This window comes from Micropruina sp. (genome assembly GCF_047607385.1).
In the GTDB taxonomy this organism is placed as follows: domain Bacteria; phylum Actinomycetota; class Actinomycetes; order Propionibacteriales; family Propionibacteriaceae; genus Micropruina.
Genome location: NZ_JASGDE010000046.1, coordinates 1 through 22,794 on the forward strand (window position 1 = coordinate 1; position 22,794 = coordinate 22,794).

19 protein-coding genes are annotated in these 22,794 nt (G+C 70.9%); 8 read left to right on the forward strand and 11 right to left on the reverse strand.

Annotated elements, in window-relative coordinates; all coding sequences use genetic code 11:
- A partial coding sequence (locus QM582_RS04810; protein WP_415082234.1) for a hypothetical protein occupies positions 1 to 190 on the forward strand: 190 nt, incomplete at its 5' end.
- Positions 191 to 308: 118 nt separating this feature from the next.
- Here QM582_RS04810 and purQ read toward each other — a convergent pair.
- From purQ to QM582_RS04830, 4 genes are all read right to left on the reverse strand, one after another.
- Complete coding sequence (gene purQ / locus QM582_RS04815) at positions 309 to 992, reverse strand: phosphoribosylformylglycinamidine synthase subunit PurQ (RefSeq protein WP_415082236.1); 684 nt, start codon at positions 990 to 992, stop codon at positions 309 to 311.
- Positions 989 to 1,231, reverse strand: coding sequence for a phosphoribosylformylglycinamidine synthase subunit PurS (purS, locus tag QM582_RS04820; RefSeq protein ID WP_415082238.1), 243 nt, complete (start codon positions 1,229 to 1,231; stop codon positions 989 to 991). Before purS ends, purQ begins: the two co-directional genes overlap by 4 nt.
- A gap of 215 nt (positions 1,232 to 1,446) precedes the next feature.
- Positions 1,447 to 2,313 (reverse strand): phosphoribosylaminoimidazolesuccinocarboxamide synthase, encoded by an 867-nt coding sequence (locus tag QM582_RS04825; protein ID WP_415082240.1) that lies wholly within the window; start codon positions 2,311 to 2,313, stop codon positions 1,447 to 1,449.
- A gap of 19 nt (positions 2,314 to 2,332) precedes the next feature.
- A complete protein-coding gene (locus QM582_RS04830) occupies positions 2,333 to 3,184 on the reverse strand; it encodes a serine protein kinase RIO (RefSeq protein ID WP_415082242.1) in 852 nt (283 codons plus the stop codon).
- A gap of 474 nt (positions 3,185 to 3,658) precedes the next feature.
- Here QM582_RS04830 and QM582_RS04835 point away from each other — a divergent pair, with 474 nt between their 5' ends.
- Together QM582_RS04835 and QM582_RS04840 are read left to right on the forward strand one after the other, a co-directional pair.
- Positions 3,659 to 7,522: a Pls/PosA family non-ribosomal peptide synthetase gene (locus QM582_RS04835; RefSeq protein WP_415082244.1), complete on the forward strand. Its 3,864-nt coding sequence runs from the start codon at positions 3,659 to 3,661 to the stop codon at positions 7,520 to 7,522.
- Positions 7,523 to 7,548: 26 nt separating this feature from the next.
- A complete protein-coding gene (locus QM582_RS04840) occupies positions 7,549 to 8,829 on the forward strand; it encodes a M1 family metallopeptidase (protein WP_415082245.1) in 1,281 nt (426 codons plus the stop codon).
- A gap of 142 nt (positions 8,830 to 8,971) precedes the next feature.
- On the opposite strand, the gene QM582_RS04845 is transcribed toward QM582_RS04840, so the two are convergent.
- Entirely contained in the window at positions 8,972 to 9,790 is an 819-nt protein-coding gene (locus tag QM582_RS04845; protein WP_415082247.1) for an alpha/beta hydrolase, read from the reverse strand.
- A gap of 95 nt (positions 9,791 to 9,885) precedes the next feature.
- Between QM582_RS04845 and QM582_RS04850 the strand changes: the two genes are divergently transcribed.
- A complete protein-coding gene (locus tag QM582_RS04850) occupies positions 9,886 to 11,010 on the forward strand; it encodes a DUF3048 domain-containing protein (RefSeq protein WP_415082249.1) in 1,125 nt (374 codons plus the stop codon).
- Positions 11,011 to 11,113: 103 nt separating this feature from the next.
- Here QM582_RS04850 and purB read toward each other — a convergent pair whose 3' ends face one another.
- The 4 genes from purB to QM582_RS04870 form a co-directional block, all read right to left on the reverse strand.
- Positions 11,114 to 12,544, reverse strand: a complete 1,431-nt coding sequence (gene purB, locus QM582_RS04855; protein WP_415082251.1) for an adenylosuccinate lyase — start codon at positions 12,542 to 12,544, stop codon at positions 11,114 to 11,116.
- Positions 12,545 to 12,736: 192 nt separating this feature from the next.
- A complete protein-coding gene (gene purD, locus QM582_RS04860; RefSeq protein ID WP_415082253.1) occupies positions 12,737 to 14,083 on the reverse strand; it encodes a phosphoribosylamine--glycine ligase in 1,347 nt (448 codons plus the stop codon).
- 290 nt (positions 14,084 to 14,373) lie between these two features.
- On the reverse strand, positions 14,374 to 15,012 hold the full coding sequence (locus QM582_RS04865) for a class I SAM-dependent methyltransferase (RefSeq protein ID WP_415082255.1): 639 nt from the start codon (positions 15,010 to 15,012) through the stop codon (positions 14,374 to 14,376).
- Between the two features lie 4 nt (positions 15,013 to 15,016).
- A complete protein-coding gene (locus QM582_RS04870; protein WP_415082257.1) occupies positions 15,017 to 15,553 on the reverse strand; it encodes a CGNR zinc finger domain-containing protein in 537 nt (178 codons plus the stop codon).
- A 67-nt stretch (positions 15,554 to 15,620) separates the two neighbouring features.
- On the opposite strand from QM582_RS04870, the gene QM582_RS04875 reads away from it, so the two are divergent.
- A complete protein-coding gene (locus QM582_RS04875) occupies positions 15,621 to 16,565 on the forward strand; it encodes an EamA family transporter (protein ID WP_415082259.1) in 945 nt (314 codons plus the stop codon).
- Between the two features lie 67 nt (positions 16,566 to 16,632).
- Positions 16,633 to 17,298, forward strand: coding sequence for a transaldolase family protein (locus QM582_RS04880; RefSeq protein ID WP_415082261.1), 666 nt, complete (start codon positions 16,633 to 16,635; stop codon positions 17,296 to 17,298).
- A 99-nt stretch (positions 17,299 to 17,397) separates the two neighbouring features.
- Here QM582_RS04880 and QM582_RS04885 read toward each other — a convergent pair whose 3' ends face one another.
- The gene (locus QM582_RS04885; RefSeq protein WP_415082263.1) at positions 17,398 to 18,684 is read right to left on the reverse strand and encodes an adenylosuccinate synthase; all 1,287 of its coding nucleotides are present in this window, start codon (positions 18,682 to 18,684) and stop codon (positions 17,398 to 17,400) included.
- Between the two features lie 268 nt (positions 18,685 to 18,952).
- Positions 18,953 to 19,384, reverse strand: coding sequence for a DUF3151 domain-containing protein (locus QM582_RS04890; protein WP_415082265.1), 432 nt, complete (start codon positions 19,382 to 19,384; stop codon positions 18,953 to 18,955).
- A 110-nt stretch (positions 19,385 to 19,494) separates the two neighbouring features.
- Here QM582_RS04890 and QM582_RS04895 point away from each other — a divergent pair, with 110 nt between their 5' ends.
- Together QM582_RS04895 and QM582_RS04900 are read left to right on the forward strand one after the other, a co-directional pair.
- On the forward strand, positions 19,495 to 21,366 hold the full coding sequence (locus tag QM582_RS04895) for an amylosucrase (RefSeq protein ID WP_415082267.1): 1,872 nt from the start codon (positions 19,495 to 19,497) through the stop codon (positions 21,364 to 21,366).
- A gap of 312 nt (positions 21,367 to 21,678) precedes the next feature.
- Complete coding sequence (locus tag QM582_RS04900) at positions 21,679 to 22,389, forward strand: hypothetical protein (RefSeq protein WP_415082268.1); 711 nt, start codon at positions 21,679 to 21,681, stop codon at positions 22,387 to 22,389.
- The last annotated feature ends 405 nt before the right edge of the window (positions 22,390 to 22,794 follow it).

A 22,794-nucleotide genomic window follows, 5' to 3' on the forward strand; every position in this document is an offset into this window, starting at 1 on the left:
GCGGGCCGCGCTGCGGGCCCGGACCGGCACCCCGGCGCCGGCCCGTGGCTGGTTCGGGCGACTCGTCGGCTTCGTCCTGTGCCTGGTCGTGCTCGGGGTGATCGTGATCGTCGGGGCCCGTGTGCTCGGCGTCGACCCGGCGCTGTTCGGCCATCTCGCCGACCGGCTCCGGGAACTCTTCCAGCAGTGAGGCCGGCCCGCGACGACGGTGCCGGGACGGGGTCAGTTCGGCGTCGGGATCAAATCCGCGTCGAGATCACCCCGGCGTCCGGAACAGATCCACGAGCTGATCCAGCCCGGCGTCCGGGTCAGCTCGCGACGGTGGCGGCCAGGAACCGTTCCAGCGAGGCGAAGAAGGTGCGGCCGTCCAGGCTCGGGGAGGTCAGCTCCTCCATGTTGTGCTCGGGGTGCGGCATCAGGCCGACGACATTGCCGCGGCTGTTGGTGATGCCGGCGATGTCGTTCAGCGAACCGTTCGGGTTGACGTCCAGATAGCGGAAGACGACCTGGTTCTCACCCTCCAGCCGGGCGATGGTGTCGGGGTCGGCGACGAACCCGCCCTCGCCGTTCTTCAGCACGATGGTGATCTCCTGGCCGGGCTCGAAGGCGCAGCTCCAGACCGTGTCCACCGAGTCCACCCGCAGCTTCTGGTCGCGGCAGACGAAGGTGCGGACGTCGTTGCGGATCAGCGCGCCGGGCAACAGGTGGGACTCGCAGAGCACCTGGAAGCCGTTGCAGATGCCCAGCACCGGCAGGCCCCGGTTCGCCGCCTCGATCACTTCGGTCATGATCGGGCTGAACCGGGCGATCGCGCCGCAGCGCAGGTAGTCGCCGTAGGAGAAGCCGCCGGGGAGGATCACCGCCTCGACGCCCTGCAGCGACTCGTGCGCGTGCCACAGCGCGACCGCCTCATGGCCGGCCAGCTTGACCGCACGCTGCGCGTCGTGGTCGTCCAGCGAACCCGGGAAGGTGACGACGCCGATCCGGCTCACTGCTCGACCCGGACGTCGAAGGCCTCGATCACGGTGTTGGCCAGCAGCTTCTCGGCCGCCTCACGCACCTGGTCGAGTCGTTCGTCGGTGAGTTCGCCCTCGACGTCCACCTCGAACCGCTTGCCCTGCCGGACGGTCAGCCCGTCGAACCCGAGCCGCTTCAGGGCTCCGGTGACGGCCTTGCCCTGAGGGTCCAGGATCTCCGGCTTGGGCATCACATCCACGATCACGCGCGCCATGCAGCACACCCTATCGGTGCCTGCGGCGGCGTCCGGACGCTCTCACCGCCGCGATCGGTGGGACGAAATGAACCGTCCCCGGCGTCCCACCCCGTCGTCCCACGCGATCGGTTGGGACGAAAGGAACCGTCCCCGTCGTCCCACAGGTAGTACCAGTGGGACGAAAGGAACCGTCCCCGGCGTCCCACCGTCGGGCGATCGGGTGCCCGCAGTGGTCAGGCGGAGAAGGCGCGATCGGTGAGTTTCTCGTAGGCCTCCACGTATTTGGCCCGGGTGGCGGCGATGACGGCGTCCGGCAGCGGCGGTGCCGGGGTGTCGGAGGCCTTGTCCCAGCCCGATTCGCGGGTCAGCCAGTCGCGGACGAATTGCTTGTCGAAGGACGGCAGCGCCACCCCGGGCTGCCAGAGTTCGGCGTCCCAGAACCGCGAGGAATCCGGGGTGAGCACCTCGTCGGCGAGCACGATGCTGCCGTCGGGGCGGCGTCCGAACTCGAATTTGGTGTCGGCCAGGATGATCCCGCGGCTTCGGGCGATGCCCTCGGCGCGGGCGTAGATGGCCAGGGTGAGCTCGCGCAGCTGGTCGGCGAGCTCCTGCCCGTGCAACTCGACGATGGTGGCGAAGTCGACGTTCTCGTCGTGCTCCCCCAGCGGCGCCTTGATCGCCGGGGTGAAGATCGGCTGCGGCAGCCGGGAGCCGTCCACCAGCCCGGGCGGCAACTCGATGCCGCAGACCGTGCCGGACGCCTGGTACTCGGCCCAACCGGAGCCGGTCAGGTAACCGCGGGCCACGCACTCGACCGGGACCATGTCCAGCCGTTCGGCGATCACCGCGCGACCACGCACCGCGTCCGGCACGTCGGTGCTGACCACATGGTTGCCGACCACGTCCGCCAGCTGCTCGAACCACCACAGCGACAGCTGGTTGAGGATCGCGCCCTTGTCGGGGATCGGCGTCGACAACACCTGGTCGAAGGCGGAGATGTTGTCGGTGGCCACCATCAGGATGGTGCCGTCCGGCATGGCGTAGAGCCGGCGCACCTTCCCGGCGTGGATCAGCGGCAGGTCCAGGGCGAAGTCGGTCACGGCGCTCAGTCTAGGGACGTCACCAGGCGGCTCCCAGCACCTCGGCCACGAGTGCGCCGGCGTCCACCTCGACACCCTTGCGGACGAACCAGTCGGCCATGGTGCGGCAGTCCCGCTCCAGGTAGCCGAAGCCGTTGGGGTTGCTGACCAGGTCGAGCACCTGCGGGACGTCGATGATCACCAGCTCGGGTTCGGGGCCGTCCAGGCCGCGGACCAGCACGTTGAACGGGCTGAGGTCACCGTGCACGAGTTGCAGCCGACCCAACCGGATCAGCGCCTCGACCAGCTGCGGCCACAGCCAGCGCAACTGCTCCGGTGACGGGCTGCACTGGGCGAGCCGGGGTGCGGCGGCGTCCCCGTCACAGATGAACTCCATCAGGATCTCCCGGTCGTCCACCTGCACCGGATAGGGCACCCGGATGCCGGCCTCCCAGAGTCGTTTCAGAGTGCTGAACTCGGCCTGCGCCCAGCGGGCGGCCTCGATCTGCCGGCCGAAGCCGGACTTGAGCCGGACGGCCCGGTTCTCCCGGCTGTCCCGGCCGCGGCGTCCTTCGGTGTAGCTGCTGGCGCGGTGGAACAGCCGGTGCTCCGAGGACCGGTACCGCTTGGCGGCGAGCAGGCAGGACTCGCCCCCGGGGACGGCGCGTTCCAGCAGGAACACGTCGGCCTCCTTGCCGGTCTTGAGGATGCCGAGCTCGGTGTCCAGCGCGGCCTGTGAGGTGACCAGCCAGCGCGGCCGGGGCTTCGGGCCGCGCGACAGTCGGTCGACGCTGCGCCAGGTCGACCAGCGCTGATCGTCGTCCAGATCTTCGGATATTTCGGTATAGCTCAACGCAGCCCAGTCGAAGGCTGCGGGATTGTCTGTTGACAACGGGTTTCTCCTACGGGAGGAGGCCCGGCGCTGCGGCGGACGGCCGCGGAATCAGTGAATGCGGGCCTCGGACGGACGGGACGCGAACGCGTCCAGAACAGTGACGGACATGACGCGCCTCCCTTCCAGCGGAGTGATACCGGAGGTCAACGGTACTCCGGCCGAGCTGTCAGCGACAGTCGCCCCCGGCGTCCCTCGCCAGCCGAGTGAACGAGGGGTCTGTCCCCACGGACCACCCACGGACCACATCCCAGCCAAGTGGTACGAGGGGTCTGTCCCCACGGACCACCCACGCACCACATCCCAGCCAAGTGGAACGAGGGGTCTGTCCCGCGTAGCACGGGGACTCGGCCGGCGGCGTCCCTTGCCCTCCCGGCCGGCACCGCGCGTCTGTTCACCTGCCGTTCGCCCGCGCGGGCGATAATGCAGACCCACCCAGGGGCCGCCCCAGCCCCGCCGATCGAGGAGCCCTCGTTGAGCCTGTTGCGCCGCAGCCTGGCACCGTCACCCCGCACCCTGGTGGACGTCTTCCGGGAGACCGTGGACGAATGCGCCGACGCCGAGGCCCTCGACAACGGCGCCGCGGTGCTCACCTACGCCGAGTTCGCCGACGCCGCCGACGAGCTGGCGGACGAGCTGGCGGAGCTCGGCATCGGTCCGGGCGACAAGGTCGGGGTGCGGATCGCGTCCGGGACGACCGATCTGTACGTGGCGATCATGGGCATCCTGCTGGCCGGCGCCGCCTACGTCCCGGTGGACGCCGACGACCCGGACGAGCGGGCCCGCACCGTCTTCACCGAGGCCGGCGCCCGCGCGGTGATCGGCAACAACCTGGAGATCGACACCCGCGGACCGGCCCGGCCGGCGATCGAGCGGGTCGATCCGAGCCCGGACGACGACGCCTGGGTGATCTTCACCTCCGGCTCCACCGGGAAGCCGAAGGGGGTAGCGGTCACCCACCGCAACGCCGCCGCCTTCGTGGACGCCGAGGCCCGGGTCTTCCTCACCGACGCGCCGCTGGGGGTCGGCGACCGGGTGATGGCCGGGCTGTCGGTGGCCTTCGACGCGTCCTGCGAGGAGATGTGGCTGGCCTGGCGCTACGGCGGCTGCCTGGTGCCGGCGCCCCGCTCGCTGGTCCGCTCCGGGATGGATCTGGGGCCGTGGCTGCAGGCGAACCGGATCACCGTGGTCTCCACGGTGCCCACCCTGGTGTCGTTGTGGCCGGCCGAGGCGCTGCGCCGGGTGCGGCTGCTGATCCTGGGCGGCGAGGCCTGCCCGCCCGACCTGGGTGCCCGGCTGGTCACCCCCGGACGCGAGGTGTGGAACACCTACGGGCCGACCGAGGCGACCGTGGTGGCCTGCGGCGCCAAGCTGACCGGTGAGCCGCCGATCCGGATCGGGCTGCCGCTGGACGGCTGGGATCTGGTCGTCGTCGACCCGGCCGGCAACCCGGTCGGGCCGGGTGAGACCGGTGAGCTGATCATCGGCGGCGTCGGGCTGGCCCGCTACCTCGATCCGGTCAAGGACGCCGAGAAGTACGCCCCGCTGCCGTCGCTGGGCTGGGACCGCGCCTACCGCTCCGGCGACCTGGTGGTGAACGACGAGGCCGGGCTGCTCTTCGTCGGCCGCGCCGACGACCAGGTGAAGGTCGGCGGACGCCGCATCGAGCTCGGCGAGATCGACAACGCGCTGCTCGACCTGGACGGGGTCAGCGGGGCCGCGGCCGCCGTCCGGCGCACCGGGTCGGGCAGCCAGCTGCTGGTCGGCTACCTGGCCGTCGAGGACGGCTTCGACGCCCACGCCGCGCTGGCCACGCTGCGGGAGCGGCTGCCCGCCCCGCTGGTGCCGCGGCTGGCGGTGGTGGACGAACTGCCCACCCGCACCTCCGGCAAGATCGACCGGGACGCGCTGCCCTGGCCGTTGCCGGACGCCGGCGGCGGCGCGTCCGAACTGCAACTGGCCGGCACCGAGGCGATGGTGCGCGACCACTGGGAGGCCGTGCTCGGCACCCGGGTCGGCGCACTGGACGCCGACTTCTTCGACCTCGGTGGCGGCTCGCTGACCGCGGCGCAGATGGTGTCGCTGCTGCGCCGCAGCCACCCCGAGGTGACCGTCGCCGACATCTACGACCATCCGCGGCTGGCGGATCTCGCCGCGCACCTGGACGAGATGGCCACCCCGGCATCCCAACTCAACTCCAACGTCCGTCCGGTGCCGGTGAAGACCCAGCGCGGCCAGCTGTGGGCGCTGCTGCCGTTGCGCACCATTCCGGGGCTGCGCTGGACGATCTGGGCGGCCGCCGCGGCGAACCTGGCGCATGCCGCCGGGCTGGCCTGGCTGCCGACCATCTCGTGGTGGTGGATCCTGATCGGCGCCGCGCTGATGATCGTCACCCCGGGACGGATGCTGCTGACCGCGCTCGGCGTCCGGATCATCCTGGCCGGCATCGGTCCGGGCAGCTACCCGCGCGGCGGCAAGGTGCATCTCCGGTTGTGGCTGGCGCAACGGTTCGCCGACGAGATGGGGGTCGAATCGATCGCCGGCGCGGTGCTGCTGCGCTGGTACGCCCGGCTGCTCGGCGCCCGGGTCGGGCGGCACGTCGATCTGCACAGCGCCCCGCCGATCACCGGGCTGCTGGAACTGGGCAACGCCTGCTCGATCGAGCCCGAGGTGGACCTGAGCGGCCATTGGCTGGACGGCGACCGGCTGATCATCGGCTCCGTCCGGGTCGGCCGGGGCGCCCGGATCGGCGCCCGCAGCACCCTGTGCGCCGGCGCGGACGTCGGTGCCGGCGCCGAGGTGGCGCCCGGGTCGTCGGTGTTCGGCGCCGTGGGCGACGGCGAGTACTGGTCGGGTTCCCCGGCGGTGAAGGTGCGCGACCAGGCCCGCGGGCCGTGGCCGGAGCGGCCGAACAACAACCCGGCCTGGCTGGTCGGCTACGCCGCGATGGGCGTGCTGATCGCGGCGCTGCCGATGCTGGCCACCCTGGCCGGGTTCGCGGTGCTGTGGCCGGCGCTGGCGGCGTCCACCTCGGTGGGCAGTGCGCTGGCCGGGATCTGGCCCCTGCTGCTGCCCGCGGTGCTGGTCGGCTACCTGACCCTGACCGTGCTGATCGGGGCGCTGGTGCGGCTGCTCGGCGTCGGGCTGAAGGCCGGGCACCATCCGGTGCAGTCCCGGATCGCCTGGCAGGCCTGGTCGACGATCCGGGTCCTGGACGAGGCCCGCAGCTGGCTGTTCCCGCTCTACTCCAGCTTCGCCACTCCGGCCTGGCTACGGGCTTTGGGCGCCACCATCGGCAAGGAGGTGGAGGCGTCCACGGTGCTGCTGATCCCCAAGCTGGTCACCGTGGACGACGGCGCCTTCCTGGCCGACGACACCCTGATCGGCGGCTACGAGCTGGGCGGCGGCTGGTTGCGGATCGAGGAGGTGCGGGTCGGCAAGCACGCCTTCGTCGGCAACTCCGGGATGGCCGCACCGGGCCGCAAGGTGCCCAAGGGCGGCCTGGTCGCGGTGCTGTCCGCGGCCCCCAGCCGGCGTCGGGCCAAGCGCGGGACGTCCTGGATCGGCTCCCCGCCGACCAAGCTGCGCCGCACCGCGGCCAGCGCCGACCAGTCCCGCACCTACGCGCCCGGCGTCCGGCTCAAGGTGGCGCGCGCCGCGGTGGACGTCTGCCGGCTGATCGCGCCGCTCACCCTGGCGGCGCTGACCGCGCTGTGCGTGACGGCCCTGATCGCTCTGGCACAGGCCGGCTGGCTGCTGGCCGGCGTCCTGTCCGGGGTGGTGCTGGGCGTCGGCGGCGTGCTGGCGGCCGCGTCCGCGACGGTGGCGAAGTGGCTGCTGCTGGGCAAGCTCGGGCCGTCCGACCACCCGCTGTGGAGCTCGCTGGTGTGGCGCAACGAGCTGGCCGACATGTTCGTCGAGATGCTGGCCGCGCCCTGGTTCGCGCACCCGACGATGGGGACGCCGGCGCTCAACGCCTGGTTCCGGTCGATGGGCGCCAAGGTCGGCCAGGGGGTCTGGTGCGAGACCTACTGGCTGCCGGAGGCCGACCTGATCGACCTGCGCGCCGGGGTGACGGTGAACGCCGGCTGCGTGGTGCAGACCCACCTGTTCCACGACCGGGTGCTGAGCATGGACACCGTCACGCTGCGGGCCGGGGCGACGCTCGGGCCGAACAGTGTGATCCTGCCGGCGGCGACCGTAGGACGACACGCTACGATCGGGCCGGTATCGCTGGTCATGCGCGGTGAATCCGTCCCTGACAAGACCCGATGGATCGGAAACCCGATCGCTCCCTGGCCGGCGTCCCACTCGTCTACGGAAGAGCCCCAGCCGTAACAACCCTGGCCGTCCACGGAGGAATGATGCCCGCTGCCGACCCGTACGTCCCCGGTCACGGGAACCGGCGCTACGCCGTCCGTTCCTATCGGCTCGACCTGGACTACAAGGTCGCCACCAATCACCTGTCCGGCCGGGCGGTGCTGGAGGTCGAGGCCGTCGAGGAACTCGACCAGGTCGCCCTCGACCTGTACGGGCTGAACGTCTCCCGGGTCCGGGTGGACGGACGCCAGGCGCGCTACACCCACCGGGAACGCAAGCTGCGGATCAACCTGGGCTCGAAGACCAAGCGCGGCGGCCGGCTCAAGGTCGAGGTGGACTACGCCGGCAAGCCGCGTCCGATCCCCAGCGTGTTCGGGCCGGTGGGCTGGGAGGAGCTCACCGACGGGGTGCTGGTGGCGTCCCAGCCGTGCGGTGCGCCGTCCTGGTTCCCGTGCAACGATCGCCCGGACGACAAGGCCAGTTACCGGGTCGCGGTGACCGTGGCGGACGGCTATCGGGTGGTCGCCAACGGCGTCCTGGAGGCTCGGGAGAAGCGGTCGGGACGGACCACCTGGCGGTACCGGCAGAGCGAGCCGATGGCGTCCTACCTGGCCGTGCTGCACATCGGGCGCTATGCCACCACGCGCGCCGGCGACCGGGTCGAGCTGGTGCATCCACGCGGGGTCGGGGTGGGGGCCGGGACGGCGTTCGCCCGGCAGGCCGCCATGGTGGACACCTTCGCCGAGCTGTTCGGACCGTACCCGTTCGGCGGCTACGCGGCGGTGATCACCGCCGACGAGTTGGAGATCCCGCTGGAGGCGCAGACCCTGTCCACCTTCGGCGCCAACCATGTGGTGGCCGGCTGGGACAACGAGCGGCTGGTGGCGCACGAACTGGCCCACCAATGGTTCGGCAACAGCCTGACCGCGGCGTCCTGGCGGGACATCTGGCTGCACGAGGGGTTCGCCTGCTACAGCGAGTGGCTGTGGTCGGAGGCGTCCGGACGCCGTGGCGCGGCCGATCTGGCCGCCGAGCATCACCGGCGGCTGCAGGGCCTGCCGCAGGATCTGCTGCTGGGCGACCCGGGCCGCGAGCTGATGTTCGACGACCGGGTGTACAAGCGCGGGGCGCTCACCCTGCATGCGCTGCGCGGCGAACTGGGCGAGTCGTTCTTCCCGATGCTGCGGGACTGGACGGCGGCGAACCGCTGGTCGACCGTGACCACCGCCGCGTTCGTGGCGCACGCCCAGCGCTACACCGACGCCGACGTGGCCGCGCTGATCGACTCCTGGGTGTATTCCGCTGCGCTGCCCCGGCTCGGGTAGCCCGACAGTTCCTCGCCTTCAGTCGATTTCACCATCGCACGAAATACCGATTTCCGCGCTCGATGGAAACTCAAACGTTTGAGTCGGCCACTTCTGCGCATCGAGCGCGGAAATCGGTACCCACCCAGGTCGAGGCCCGCAATCAGGCGGACATCCAGCCGGCGAGCGCCTGGGTGCCCAGCCGGAACGCCTCCGATTCGGGGCGGGCCAGGAAGCCGTGCGTGGTACCGGGCAGGTACAGGCCGTCGTGCCGGACGCCGGACAGGGTGAGCCGGTGGGCGAAGTTCTCCGCCGAGGCGCGCAGGATGTCCCGGTCGGCGTTCAGCAGGTGCACCGGCGGCAGGCCGGTGAGGTCGCCGAGCCCGGGGAAGACGTGCGGGTTGGCCAGTTCCTGCGCGGAGCCGACATGGTTCACCGCGGCCCGGCGCACCATCTCCTGCATCACCCGCAGGTCGGCCAGGCCGAACAGCCGGCGGCGCAGCGAGGCCGAGGCGGGCGGCAGCACGCCGTGGAACAGCCCGTACAGGAAGGCCAGGCCGATCGGCGCCTCCCCTTCGCCGTCCCGCAGCCGCAGCGCCACCGCGGCCGCCAGGCAGGCCCCGGCGCTCGCCCCGCCCAGCCACATCGGGCCGCCGTGGGTGGCCCGGGCGTCCAGCCAGGCGTCCATCACCTGGTCCTGGGAGACCGGGTAGCGGAACGGCGAGGGCCGCAACCGCATCGGCCCGACGACGGGGAACATCGGCACCAGCCCGTACTCCACGCTGGTCACCGGGAAGCCCGCGGCGGCCACCCGCATCGAGACCAGATGGGCCTCTGGTTCGGCCAGGGTTCCGACCACCCAGCCGCCGCCGTGCACCCAGACCAGCCGCGGCCCGATCGGCTCGGACGGCCGGTACTCGCGCACCCGGACGTCCCCATGGCGTCCCGGAACATGGCGCTCGATCCATGTCGGTTCGGCCACCGCACCCTCCTGGAACTGACGCGCCACAGCGGCGCCCAGCCCATGATGCCAGTGTCGTCGCGGTCCCTGAGGGACATGGTTGTAGCTTGTGTGGCATGCACGCACTGAGCCGTCGCACGGCGCTCGTCGGACTGCTCGGCACGGCAGGCGTCGCGGTCGCCGGCTGTGCCGATCAACCCGCTCCCTCCGTCCCCCCGACCCAGGACGTTCCGCCCGGAACTCCCTCTCCCAGCCCCTCGGTCGACACCCGGGCGCGCTGGCCGCTTTCCGGCAAACTGCTCAAGAATCCGGCCGATGCGAAACACCCCGCCGTCGCGGTCAAGGTGCCCGACAACCGCAACGAGCATCCGCAGCGCGGGCTGGATGCGGCCGACATCGTGTTCGTCGAACTGGACGGCTATCGCGACACCGCCGGCTACAGCGGAACCCGGCTGGTGCCGGTCTTCCATTCGACGATGCCGGACGCGGTCGGCCCGGTGCGGTCGATTCGTCCGGTCGACATTCCGCTGCTGTCCCCCATCCACGCGCTGATCGGCAATACCGGCGCCACCGGCTGGGTGCTCAACTATGTGCAGAAATACGGCAACTATCTCGACGGCATGTTGTCCTACATGAACACCAGGGGCACCGGCGCGTACTCGATCGATTCGTCCCGAATCCGGGTGCTCAACGGCGTCCGGTACTACGACCGCGCCGTGCTCTGTCATCCGACGGCGCTGGCCAAGCTGGCCAAGAAGTTCCACGACGGTCCGCAGGAGATCTACTTCCCGTTCGGCGACGCCGGCGCGGCCAGCACGGTCGACGGCAAGACCGCCCGCACCATCAGCGTCCCGTGGAAGAGCGGCAACAGCTACAACATGGGCTATACCTGGAACGAATCGTCCGGCACCTGGCTGCGCAGCATGCCCTGGGGACCGCACACCCTCACCGGCGGCAAGCGAGTGGCCCCGGTGAACGTGCTGATCATCCGGGCCAAGCAGCATTACGCCAAGATCTATTCCGGCACCGGCCATGACGAACCGATCCACGACATCATCGACACCTCGGGCCCGTTCCACTACTTCTACGGCGGCAAATACGTCACCGGCACTTGGAAGAAGGGCGACGTCGCCGAGACGTTCAGTTTCACCCTGGACGACGGCAGTCCGCTGGTGATGGCGCCGGGCCAGACCTATGTGGAACTGCCGAACAGCACCGCCAAGATCGGCATCAAGAACTGAGACCGGGACGCCGGTGGGACGCCGGGGACGGTTCCTTTCGTCCCACTGGTAGTACCTGTGGGACGCCGGGGACGGTTCCTATCGTCCCACTCCTCGACTCGGTTCAGAGCACCGAGCCGGGGATGTAGGCGGCGGCGTCCGGGTAGAGCTTGGCGACCCGCTTCACCTTGTCGGCGACGTCGTCCACCTGGTCGCGGGCGGCACCGGTGAGTTCCAGCGGATCGGCCTGGGTCGCCTTCAACTGCTTGCGGGTCAGCCCGAGCCGGGGGTCGGCGACCAGCCGGTCGAGCAGGTCGTTGGTGCGGGCGCCGCGGCGCAGGTCGAGCGCGACCGCGACGGCGTGCTCCTTGATCGCCTCGTGGGCGGCTTCGCGTCCGACCCCGGCCCGGACGGCGGCCATCAGCACCTTGGTGGTGGTCAGGAACGGCAGGTAGCGGGCCAGCTCGGCCTCGATCACTGCCGGGAAGGCGCCGAACTCGGCCAGCACGGTCAAGAAGGTCTCGAACAGGCCGTCCATGGCGTAGAAGGCGTCCGGCAGCGCGACCCGGCGGACCACCGAGCAGGACACGTCCCCCTCGTTCCACTGGTCGCCGGCCAACTCACCGACCATGGTGGCGTAGCCGCGCAGGATCACGCTGAGTCCGTTGACCCGCTCACAGGACCGGGTGTTCATCTTGTGCGGCATCGCGGACGAGCCGACCTGGCCCTCCTTGAAGCCCTCGGTGACCAGCTCGTGCCCGGCCATCAGCCGGATCGTGGTCGCCACATTGGACGGCGCCGCCGCCACCTGCACCAGCGCGGTCAGCACCTCGTAGTCCAGCGAGCGCGGATACACCTGCCCGGTCGAGGTGAAGATGCGGGCGAAACCGAGGTACTGGCCGATCTGCGACTCCAGCGCCAACTGCTTCTTGGCGCTGCCGCCGAGCAGGTCGAGCATGTCCTGCGCGGTGCCCATCGGACCCTTGATGCCGCGGGCCGGGTAGCGGTTGATCAGCTCGTCGACCCGGGCGAAGGCGACCAGCAGCTCGTCGGCGGCGGTGGCGAACCGCTTGCCCAGCGTGGTCAGCTGCGCGGCGACGTTGTGCGACCGCCCGGTCAGCGCCTGATCGCGGTACTGGACGGCGAGCCGAGACAGCGACACCAGGACGGTGACGATCCGCTCGCGGACCAGCTTCAACCCGCTGAGCACCTGGTACTGCTCGATGTTCTCGGTCAGGTCGCGGCTGGTCATGCCCTTGTGGACGTGTTCGTGGCCGGCCAGCGCGTTGAACTCCTCGATCCGGGCCTTCACGTCGTGCCGGGTGACCCGCTCGCGGGCCTCGATGGACGCCAGGTCGACCTGGTCGATCACCCGCTCGTAGTCGGCGATCACTGCGGCCGGGTCGTCCCCACCGAAGTCGACGCCGAGGTCCTTCTGCGCCGTCAGCACCGCGAGCCACAGCCGCCGCTCGGCGACGATCTTGTTCTCCGGGCTCCAGATCGCCCGCATCGCCTCGGACGCGTAACGGGTGGCCAGCACATTGGGGACGGTCATGGGTTCATCGTTTCACGACCCGACCGCCGCCCGCCCTCCCGACCGCTCGCCTAACTATTTGGGGCTCGCTGAGTTCAGCGAGCCCGAAATAGTTAGGCGAGCGCTGATCGAGCATGTCCCGGCTACGGCGTACCCGGACGGGCGATCTGCGGTCGCCACATCGCGCGCCGCACTGGGCGAGCGGTCAGGGGGTCACCACTCGCCGGCGTCCCCTTCGGCGACATCGGCGGCGTACTGGGCGAGGGTCGAGTTGACCCGATAGGCGTCCGAGACGGCGATCTCGCCGCGTTCGGCGCGCTCGGCGATGTCGCGGCGGCAGAACAGGCTGGGGGCGTCCAGTTCGTCGATGGCGGCGTAGGCGTCCTGCCGGGCCGAGGCCAGTGAGGACGCCTGGGCGACCACGCCGAGCACCCGTCCGCCTGCGGCAACCAGGTCACCGTCGGCGTCCACAGCGGTGCCGGCGTGCACGATGTGGACGTTGTCGGCGGACCCGGACAGCCGGGGGCCGGCGATGCCGCCGCCCAGTTCCGGCGTCCCCGGGTAGCCGTTGGCGGCCAGCACCACGACCACCGCGGATCCCGGCTTCCAGGCGAGTTCACCGATCGATTCCAGGTTGCCGGTGGCTGCCGCGTACAGCACCTGGCCGAGCGGCGAATCGAGCGCGGCGAGCACCGCCTGGGTCTCCGGGTCGCCGAACCGGACGTTGAACTCGACCACCCGCAGGCCCTTGGAGGTGAGCGCCAGCCCGGCGTACAGCAGCCCGACGAAGGGGGTGTCCTGGCGTCCCAGCTCGGCGATGGTGGGCTCGACGACGCTCTCCATGATCTCGTCGACGAGCCCGGGCGGCGCCCAGGGCAGCGGGGTGTAGGCGCCCATCCCCCCGGTGTTCGGACCGGCGTCGCCGTCACCGACCCGCTTGAAGTCCTGGGCGGGTTGCAGCGGCAGCGCGGTGTGTCCGTCGGTGATCGCGAACAGGCTGACCTCGGGGCCGTCCAGATACTCCTCGACCACCACCGGCAGGCAGCCGGACGCGTGCTCAAGCGCGGCAGCGCGGTCGTCGGTGACGATGACTCCCTTGCCGGCGGCCAGTCCGTCGTCCTTCACCACGTGCGGGGCGCCGAAATGGTCCAGCGCCTGCTCGACGTCGGCGAGCGACTCGCAGTAGCGCGAGCGTGCGGTGGGGACGCCGGCGGCGGCCATCACCTCCTTGGCGAACGCCTTGGACGCCTCCAGCCGGGCGGCCGCCGCGGACGGCCCGAAGCAGGCGATCCCGGCGCCCCGGACGGCGTCCGCGACCCCGGCGACCAGCGGCGCCTCGGGACCGACCACGACCAGGTTCACGTGCAGCCGGCGAGCCAGCGCGACCACGGCGCGGGCGTCGTTGATGTCGACCGGGTGGTTGCTGGCGATGGTCGCCGTCCCCGGGTTGCCGGGTGCGCAATGCAGGTGGGTGACGGCGGGATCGGCGGCCAGCGCGATCGCGATCGCGTGTTCGCGTCCGCCGCTGCCGAGGATCAGGACCGAGAGCTGGGTGTGCACGGGGTCAGACTAGTGCTGTTCGGCGGAAGTTCTCCGGGGGTAGGCGGTTGCGGGGTGGAGGCCCGGCAAGGCCGATGAGGGAGTCGCACCGGGTCGTACCCGCGACCGAGAAGAACGCCACCGGACGCGGCCCGGGCACCGAACGACCCCGAAGCGACAGCACTCATCGGATGACCCTCGTCCGATGAGCGACCGATTCGGGAGGTGTTTCGCCTCGTCCGCCTCAGCCGGGTGCCGAATCGGTCGCTGTCCGACGTCCGCCCCTCGTTCCACGAACGGATCCCCTCGGGTCAGCCGGCGTCCGGACGGGGTGGCGTCTCGCGCTGGGCGGTGGCCAGGAAGACCCCGAAGCGGCGCAGCTGTCCGTCGATCTCGCGTTCGGTGGTGAGCGCGTTGCGCACCGTGACCCGGGCGTAGCCGGCGGCGGCGAAGGCGCGGCGCAGGGTGCCCCGGCTGAATCCGTGGTGCCCTTCGAAGCCGGGGTCGTGGTAATCGCCACCCTCGGGTTCCAGGTCGAGCACGGCGATCCAACCGCCGGGACGGGTCGCCTCGCTCAACCGGCGCAGCAACAGGCAGACGTCCGGCACATGGTGCAGCGCCATCAGGCTGACCACCAGGTCGAAGGGCTCACCGGCCCATGGCGCCACGGTCAGGTCGCCGAGTTCGGCGCTGACGCTGGACAGCCCCGACTCGGCGATCCGGGACCGGGCCACCTCGACCATCCCGGCCGACGAGTCCAGCATCACCAGCTCGCGCACCCGGCCGGCCAGGGCCAGCCCCAACAGGCCGGTACCGGCGCCGTACTCCAGCACCCGCATGGTGTCCTGAACCGGAACCGCGGCGGCGATCGCGTCTGCCGCCCGGCGGGCCCGCTCCGTCCGGCGCGGGTCGGCGTCCCAGCCCTGCGCCAGCTCATCGAAATCGGTCATGTGCTCAGCCTGCCGCACGACGGCGCGCACGGTAAGCCGCCACGTTGGTCCGATTGCCACAGGTCGCGTCGCAGAACAGCCGGGAGCGGTTCCGGCTGAGGTCGATCAGCACCTGATCGCAGTCCGGACGGGCACAGCGCCGCAGCCGGTCCAGGCTGTCGGCGCGAACCACGTCCATCATCGACATGGCGAACTCCACCGTCATCCGCACCGGCAGCGGTGCGGCGGCGTCCGTGGCGTGAATGTGCCAGTCGAACCCGTCGTGCCGGACCAGCTGCGGCAGCGCGCCGCCCTCGCGCAGCAGCGCGTTGACCAGCGCCACCACCCCGACCTCGTCGCGATCCCAGAAGGTGGACAGCCGGTCCCGCAACGCTCGGACGCCGGCCAGCTCCGCCGCGTCCCGGGTGCGGCTCCCGCTCCACTGCCAGCGCCGGCAGTAGTCGTCCAGCTCGCTCAGGCAGGTGATGGTGTCGGGCCGACGGCTGTTGACCAGGGCTGCGAGCGCCTGCAACGACAGTCTTGCGTCATGAGTGAATTCCACAATGACTCCTGACACGGCCTACGATGTCACGAGCATAACAACCGATTGATCATGACGGAGGTGGGAGATGGCTGAGATTGTGGCCGAACGCATGGAGGTCGGCGTCCGCCGTCCCCACTCGGCACTGGTCGGCTGGACGGCCGCGCTGGTCTCGGCCTGCGCCTTCGGCACCGCTGGCGCTTTCGCGAAACCGCTGCTGGCCTCCGGCTGGAGCGCTGGCGCCGTGGTCACCGTGCGGCTCGGACTGGCCGCGATCGTGCTGTTGGTCCCGGGCCTGATAGTGCTGCGCGGCCGCTGGCAGCTGCTGCTCAGCCAATGGCGTCCGCTGCTCGCCTACGGCGTGTTCGGCGGGGCGACCGCACAGGTGGCGTTCTTCAACGCGGTCCAATACGTACCGGTCGGGCTCGCCCTGCTGATGGAGTATCTGGCCATCCTGCTGGTGGTCGTCTGGGTGGCGCTACGCAGCCGACGGCTGCCGTCCCGGCTGACCCTGATCGGCACCGTGGTGGCGATCGCCGGGCTGGTGGTGGTGCTCGATCCGGGCGGCATGGTCGGTCTGGATCTGCGCGGCGTCGCCTGGGGGTTGCTGGCCGCCTGTGGCCTGGCGGTGTACTTCGTCATCTCGGCCCGGCCGATGGAGCTGCCGCCGCTGACCTTCGTCTCGGTGGGTCTCGCGGTCGGAACCCTCACCATCGCGATCGCCGGCCTGGTCGGCCTGATGCCGTTGCAGGCGAGTTTCGTCGACGTCGTCTTCGTCGGGCTGACCCTGCCGTGGTGGGCGCCTCTGGTGGTGCTCGCCCTGGTCGCGGCCGCGACGGCCTATGCGCTGGGTTTCGTCGGCGTGCAATACCTGGGCTCGACGGTGGCCAGCTTCGTCGGACTGACCGAGGTGCTGTTCGCGGTGGCCTGGGCCTGGCTGCTGCTCGGTGAGCTGCCCGGACTGCTGCAGCTCGTCGGCGGGGTGATCATGCTGGCCGGCGTGGCGGCCGTCCAGCGTGGCCAGAGCGACTGAGCCAACTCCGTGGCCGGGCCGGCTGAGGGCCGGTAGCGTGCGTAGTGCCCGCAGCGAAAGGTCCGCCGTGCCGTCCCATCCGATCGTCTTCTTCGTCGATTCCGCCGACCGCACGGACGCCGAGCGCTGGCTGCGCAGCGGCGTCGCCACCGGGGTGACCACGAATCCGACGATCCTGCGCCGGGCCGGCGCGCGGGCGTCCGACATTCCGCTGATCCACGCCTGGGCCACTGACGCCGGCGCGCGGGAGGTGTGCTTCCAGACCTGGGGAGCCAGCGCCGAGGAGTGGTACCGCAACGCGATGCGGATCCGGGAGTGGGCACCGGACGCCACGGTGAAGGTGCCGTGCACCGAGGCCGGCGCGTCCGTGATCCGCCGGCTGCACGCCCAGGACGTCCCGGTGCTGATGACCGCGGTCTACGCGGCCAAGCAGGCGCTGGTCGGCTCGGCGCTGGGCGTCCGGTATCTGGCGCCGTACTTCGACCGGCTGCGCCGGGCCGGCCGGGACGCCGTCGCCGAGTTCGCCCGGATGACCTCGATCGTGCCCCAGGGCGGCTACGGACCGCTGGTGATGGCGGCCTCGCTGAAGTCCGCCGACGACGTGCTGACCCTGGCCGGCGTCGGCGTCCGGGTGTTCACGGCGGCCCCCGCGGTGCTGGCGGACATCTTCGATCAGGGTCTCACCGAGCAGGCCGTGGAAGCCTTCGAACGGGACATGCTGGACGTGCTCTGAGGCTCACCCGCGGCGTCCGAGATCGTGGAGAACCGTCCCCAAACCGTCGAAATTCAACCGTCGAGAACCGTCCCCGACCGTTGAGAACCGTCCCCGATCTCAGAGCAGGTCGTGCAGCATGACCACTTGCTCGCGGCCGGGACCGACGCCGATGCCGGAGATCCGGGCACCACTGAGCTCTTCGAGCCGGTGGACGTAGGCCTGGCAGTTCTTGGGCAGGTCACCGAACGAACGTGCGCCGGAGATGTCCTCGGTCCAGCCGTCCTGCAGTTCGTAGATCGGGGTGGCCCGGGCGAAGTCGTGCTGGGTCATCGGCAGCCGGTCGTGCCGTTCGCCGTCCACGTCGTAGGCGACGCAGACCGGGATCTTCTCCCAGCCGGAAAGGATGTCCAGCTTGGTCAGGAAGATGTCGGTGAAGGCGTTGGCGCTGGCCGCGGCCTCGACGACCAGGGCGTCGTACCAGCCACAGCGCCGCTTCCGGCCGGTGGTGGTGCCGAACTCGGCACCGTCGGCGCGGATCTTGTCGCCGTCGGCGTCCAGCAGCTCGGTCGGGAAGGGCCCCTCCCCCACCCGGGTGGTGTAGGCCTTGGCGATGCCGACCACCCGGTCGATCCGGGTCGGCCCGACACCGGAACCGGTGCAGGCGCCGGCCGCGATCGGGTTGGACGAGGTGACGTAGGGGTAGGTGCCGTGGTCGACGTCCAGGTGATGCGCCTGGGCGCCCTCGAACAACACCACGTCGCCGGCGTCCAGGGCGTCGTTGAGCACCCGGGAGGTGTCGGCCACCATCGGACGCAGCCGGTCCACGTAGCTGAGCAGCCGCTCGGTGATCTGGTCGGGATCGATCGCCCGCTGGTTGTAGACCTTCACCAGCAGGTGGTTCTTCTGCCACAGCGCGCCCTCGACCTTGGCCCGCAGCATCTCCTCGTCGAACAGGTCCTGCACCCGAATGCCGAGGCGATTGACCTTGTCGGAGTAGGCCGGGCCGACGCCGCGGCCGGTGGTGCCGATCTTGCGCTTGCCGAGGAAGCGCTCCGACACCTTGTCGATGGTCTGGTGGTACGGGGTGATCAGGTGCGCGTTGGACGACACCAGCAGCTTGCGCGCGGCGTCCACGCCACGGGCGGCCAGCCCCTCGATCTCGGCGAACAGCACGTCGAGGTCGATCACCACACCGTTGCCGATCACCGGCACACTGTTCGGGCTGAGGATTCCGGACGGCAGCAGGTGCAGCGCGTACCGCTCGCCGCCCACCACCAGGGTGTGGCCGGCGTTGTTGCCGCCCGAATAGCGGACCGTGAAGTCGACCCGGTCGCCCAGTTGATCGGTTGCTTTGCCCTTGCCCTCGTCGCCCCATTGCGCTCCGACGACCACGATGCCCGGCATCTGGTTTCCCTCCGGCATGAAAAGCGGCCCGCACGGGGGCCCTTACCGGCACAGCCTAACGGAGTCACTGCGCGTGCCTCGAGCCGTCCGACTGGTCGGACGACGCCACCGCCGCCGGCGCTCGCCTGGTCCGCGGGACCGCTCCTACGCGGTACGCGGGGACGGTTCTACGCGGTACGCGGGGACGGTTCTCTTCGTTCCGTTTCTGCGCCGCGAGTGGCCCGTAGAGAACCGTCCCTCCGTAGCGGAGTCAACCCCGGTCCCGGAGTCAGTCGTTCGCCGCGCCGGCCAGTTCGGCGTAACCGGTGGCCGAGGAATCGACCAGCAATTGCACGCAGCGGTCGTACTCGGCGTCCTCGCCGATCGCCCGGGCGGCCTGCGCCAGCGCCCAGACGGCGCGCAGGAAGCCACGGTTCGGCTCGTGCTCCCAGGGCACGGCACCGGAACCGCGCCAGCCGTTGCGGCGCAGCGCGTCCAGTCCACGGTGGTAGCCGGTGCGGGCGAACGCGTAGCCGGTGACGGCACCGTCCCGGTCGCCCTGGGCCAGCGCCCGCTCGGCCAGCACCGCCCAGGCCAGGCTGGAACTCGGATGGGCGGCGGCGACCTCGACCGGGTCGGCGCCGGCCTCCACCGAGGCGGCCGGATCGGCGGGAAGCAGGGTGGCGTGCGCGCCGGGATCGGCGAACGGAAGGTGAGCCATGGGGGTCAGCCTACGGGCTGGGATCATCCTCGTCCCGACCGCCGCGGACGGCGCGCGCGGGCGTCCGGCTCGATGTGAGTTTGCCTCGGGTCAGGCTCTATGCTGCCGCCATGGTCGACGAGGACACCACTTTTCAGCTCCGGATGGACCGTTACGGGCCCGACCTGCTCAGCGGGTTGACCGGTGCCTACGGCGAGCGCACGCCGGAGCTCTTCGAGCGCCTGACCACCCTGATGCGCAGCGCCTTCAGCGCCCGCAGCACCGACCTGAAGATCCTGGACGAGTCCCGGCTGCTCAGCCCCGACTGGGTGCAGCGTCCCGACACCGTCGGCTACGTCTGCTACGCCGACCGGTTCGCCGGCTCGCTCGCCGGGGTGGCCGACCGGATCGACCACCTGAAGTCCCTCGGGGTCAGCTACCTGCACCTGATGCCGCTGCTGCGGCCCCGGGAAGGCGAGAACGACGGCGGCTACGCGGTCGCCGACTACCGCTCGGTCGACCCCCGGCTGGGCAGCATGGACGACCTCACCACCCTGGCCACCACACTGCGCCGGCACGGCATCGCGCTGGTCGTCGACCTGGTGCTCAACCACGTCGCCCGCGAGCACGACTGGGCCGTCCGGGCCCGCGCCGGTGAGCAGAAGTACCGCGACTACTTCCACATCTTCGCCGACCGCACCATGCCGGACGCCTACGAGCAGACCCTGCCGGAGATCTTCCCCGACTTCGCGCCCGGCAATTTCACCTGGGACGACGAGGCCCAGGGCTGGGTGTGGACCACCTTCAACTCCTACCAGTGGGATCTGAACTGGGCCAACCCGGACGTCTTCGCCGAGTTCGCCGACCTGCTGCTGTTCCTGGCCAACAACGGTGTCGAGGTGTTCCGGCTGGACGCCATCGCCTTCACCTGGAAGGAACTCGGCACCGACTGCCAGAACGAGCCGCAGGTGCACGAGCTCACCCAGGCGCTGCGCGCCGTGCTGCGGATCGTGGCGCCGGCCTGCGCGCTGAAGGCCGAGGCCATCGTCGGCCCGCAGGACCTGATCACCTACCTGGGCCAGGGCAAGCACTTCGGCAAGGTCTCCGACCTCGCTTACCACAACTCGCTGATGGTGCAGCTGTGGGGTGCTCTGGCGTCCCGGCACACCCGGCTGTTCGAGGTGGCGCTGTCGAACTTCCCGGACAAGCCGGCCAACACCACCTGGGGCACCTACGCGCGCTGCCACGACGACATCGGCTGGGCGGTCTCCGACAGCGACGCCCGCGGCGCCTACCTGGAGGGCTACACCCACCGCGCCTTCCTGTCGGAGTTCTACGCCGGGCTGTACCCGGGTTCGTTCGCCCGCGGCCTGGTGTTCCAGCACAACCCGGTCACCAACGACCGCCGGATCAGCGGCTCGATGGCCAGCCTGGCCGGTCTGGAAGCGGCACTCGAAGCGGGCGATGCCGGCCAGTTGTCCGACGCGATCGCCCGGATCAACCTGTTGCACACCGCCATCCTCGGCTTCGGCGGCGTCCCGCTGCTCTACATGGGCGACGAGATCGGCCAGCTGAACGACTACGGCTACGTCGACGACCCGGAGCATGCCGCGGACAACCGCTGGGTGCACCGCCCACGGATGGACTGGGACGCGGTGGCTGCCGCCGACGCCGACCCGGGCACCCCGTCCGGACGCATCCTGGCCGGCCTGCGGCACACCATCGGCGTCCGCAAGCGGCTGCCGCAGCTGCACGCGTCCATCGAGTCCCGGGTGCTGCCCAGCCCCGACTCGCGGGTGCTGCTGCTCACCCGCGATCACCCCGAGGGCACGCTGGTCGAGGTCTACAACTTCAGCGAGGACGCGGTGGAACTGCCCGCCTACGTGCTGCGTTCCCGGCTGGGCGACTCCGCGGTCGAGCAGATCAGCGGCTACGACTACTCGCTGGCGCCCGAGACGCTGCTGATCCGTCCGTACCAGCCGCTGTGGCTGACCGCGGGCTGATTGCTGCCCTTCGCGCTGCGCTCACCGCTGCCCTCGCCCCTCACCGCTCGCCTAACTATTTGGGGCTCGCTGAATTCGGCAAGCGCTAAGTAGTTAGGGAAGCGCTGATCAATGCTGTTCCGAGCGAGGACGTGCCCGGCGGGATGAGCTGCGGACCCCGGATCTTGTGGGCGTACTGGACGTACGGCGCAAGAGATGGGGGCCGCAGATCGCCCGCCGGGGACGCCGCAGCCGGGACATGATTGATCAGCGGTTCCTTAGGCGAGCGGTGAGCATCGTCGGTTCGCTGGTTGGATGGGAACGGAGGTGCCGATGAGCCGATCGATTCGACCCGTGACGGACGCCGCCGGCGCGGCGCGGCTGTACGACGAGATCATCGAGCCCAGCTTCCCGCCGACCGAGCGGGTCAGCCGCGACGAGTTCGTCGCCGCTGCCGCGTCCGGGACGTTCGAGGTGCTGGCCGCCCGCGACGGTGACGGTTACCTGGGGGCCGTCGTGGGCGGACGCCACGGCGCCGCCTATCTCGTGCACTGGCTCGCGGTCGGCGGCGGCCGGCGGGGCGGCGGCACCGGCTCGGCCCTGGTCACCGCCGGCGTGCAGCGCTGGCTGTCGCAGCCCGGCGTGCGTGCGGTGCTCGCCGAGATCGAGCGCCCCGGGCTGTTCGCCGCGCATCCCCAGTACGGCGACCCGGCCCGGCGCCTGGCCTTCTACCAGCGCCGCGGCGCCGCCGTGCTCGACCTGCCCTACTACCAGCCGGCGGTGGCCGCCGGGGCACCCCGGGTGCGCAACCTGCTGCTGGCCGTGCTCGCCGCCCGCGATCCCGCGCCACCGCCGCGGGTGCTGACGCCCGAGGAGACCGCGGCCGTGCGCTCTCTGCTGCTCGCTACGATGGGCCCGGCCGAGGCCGGCGACGCCGAGACGGCACGGGTGTACGCGGCGCTGGACGCCCCTGCCGGGCTGCGGCTGCTGCCGCTCGCCGAGCATGCCCGGGTGCCGCTGCTCGACCCGCCGGAAGCCGGCTGATTCCACCGGAATCGGTGCACCGACCGGTAGCCTGGGCTGTTCGAAACGGGTGGCCTCGACCGCGGTGGCCATGCCGAAGGTGGCCACGATCGCGACGGCCGCCGGCAGCACGCCGACTGCGAGGATCAGGTAGTAGTCGGCGCCGGGCAGGTCGAGGCCGCCCCGTCCGCTGGTCGGTCCGGAGACCACTATCGCGGCCACCAGATGGCCCTGCACCGCGGAGCCGGCCGACAGCGGGACGACGGACTCGGTGAGGATGATCCGCCGCAGAGTACCGAGCGGCATCCCGGTGAACGCAGCAGGCCGAGCATCCGGCGGGCTCCGCGTCCACCCACCGCTCGCCTAACTATTTGGGGCTCGCTGAGTTCAGCGAGCCCCAAATAGTTAGGCGAGCGGTGGGTGGAC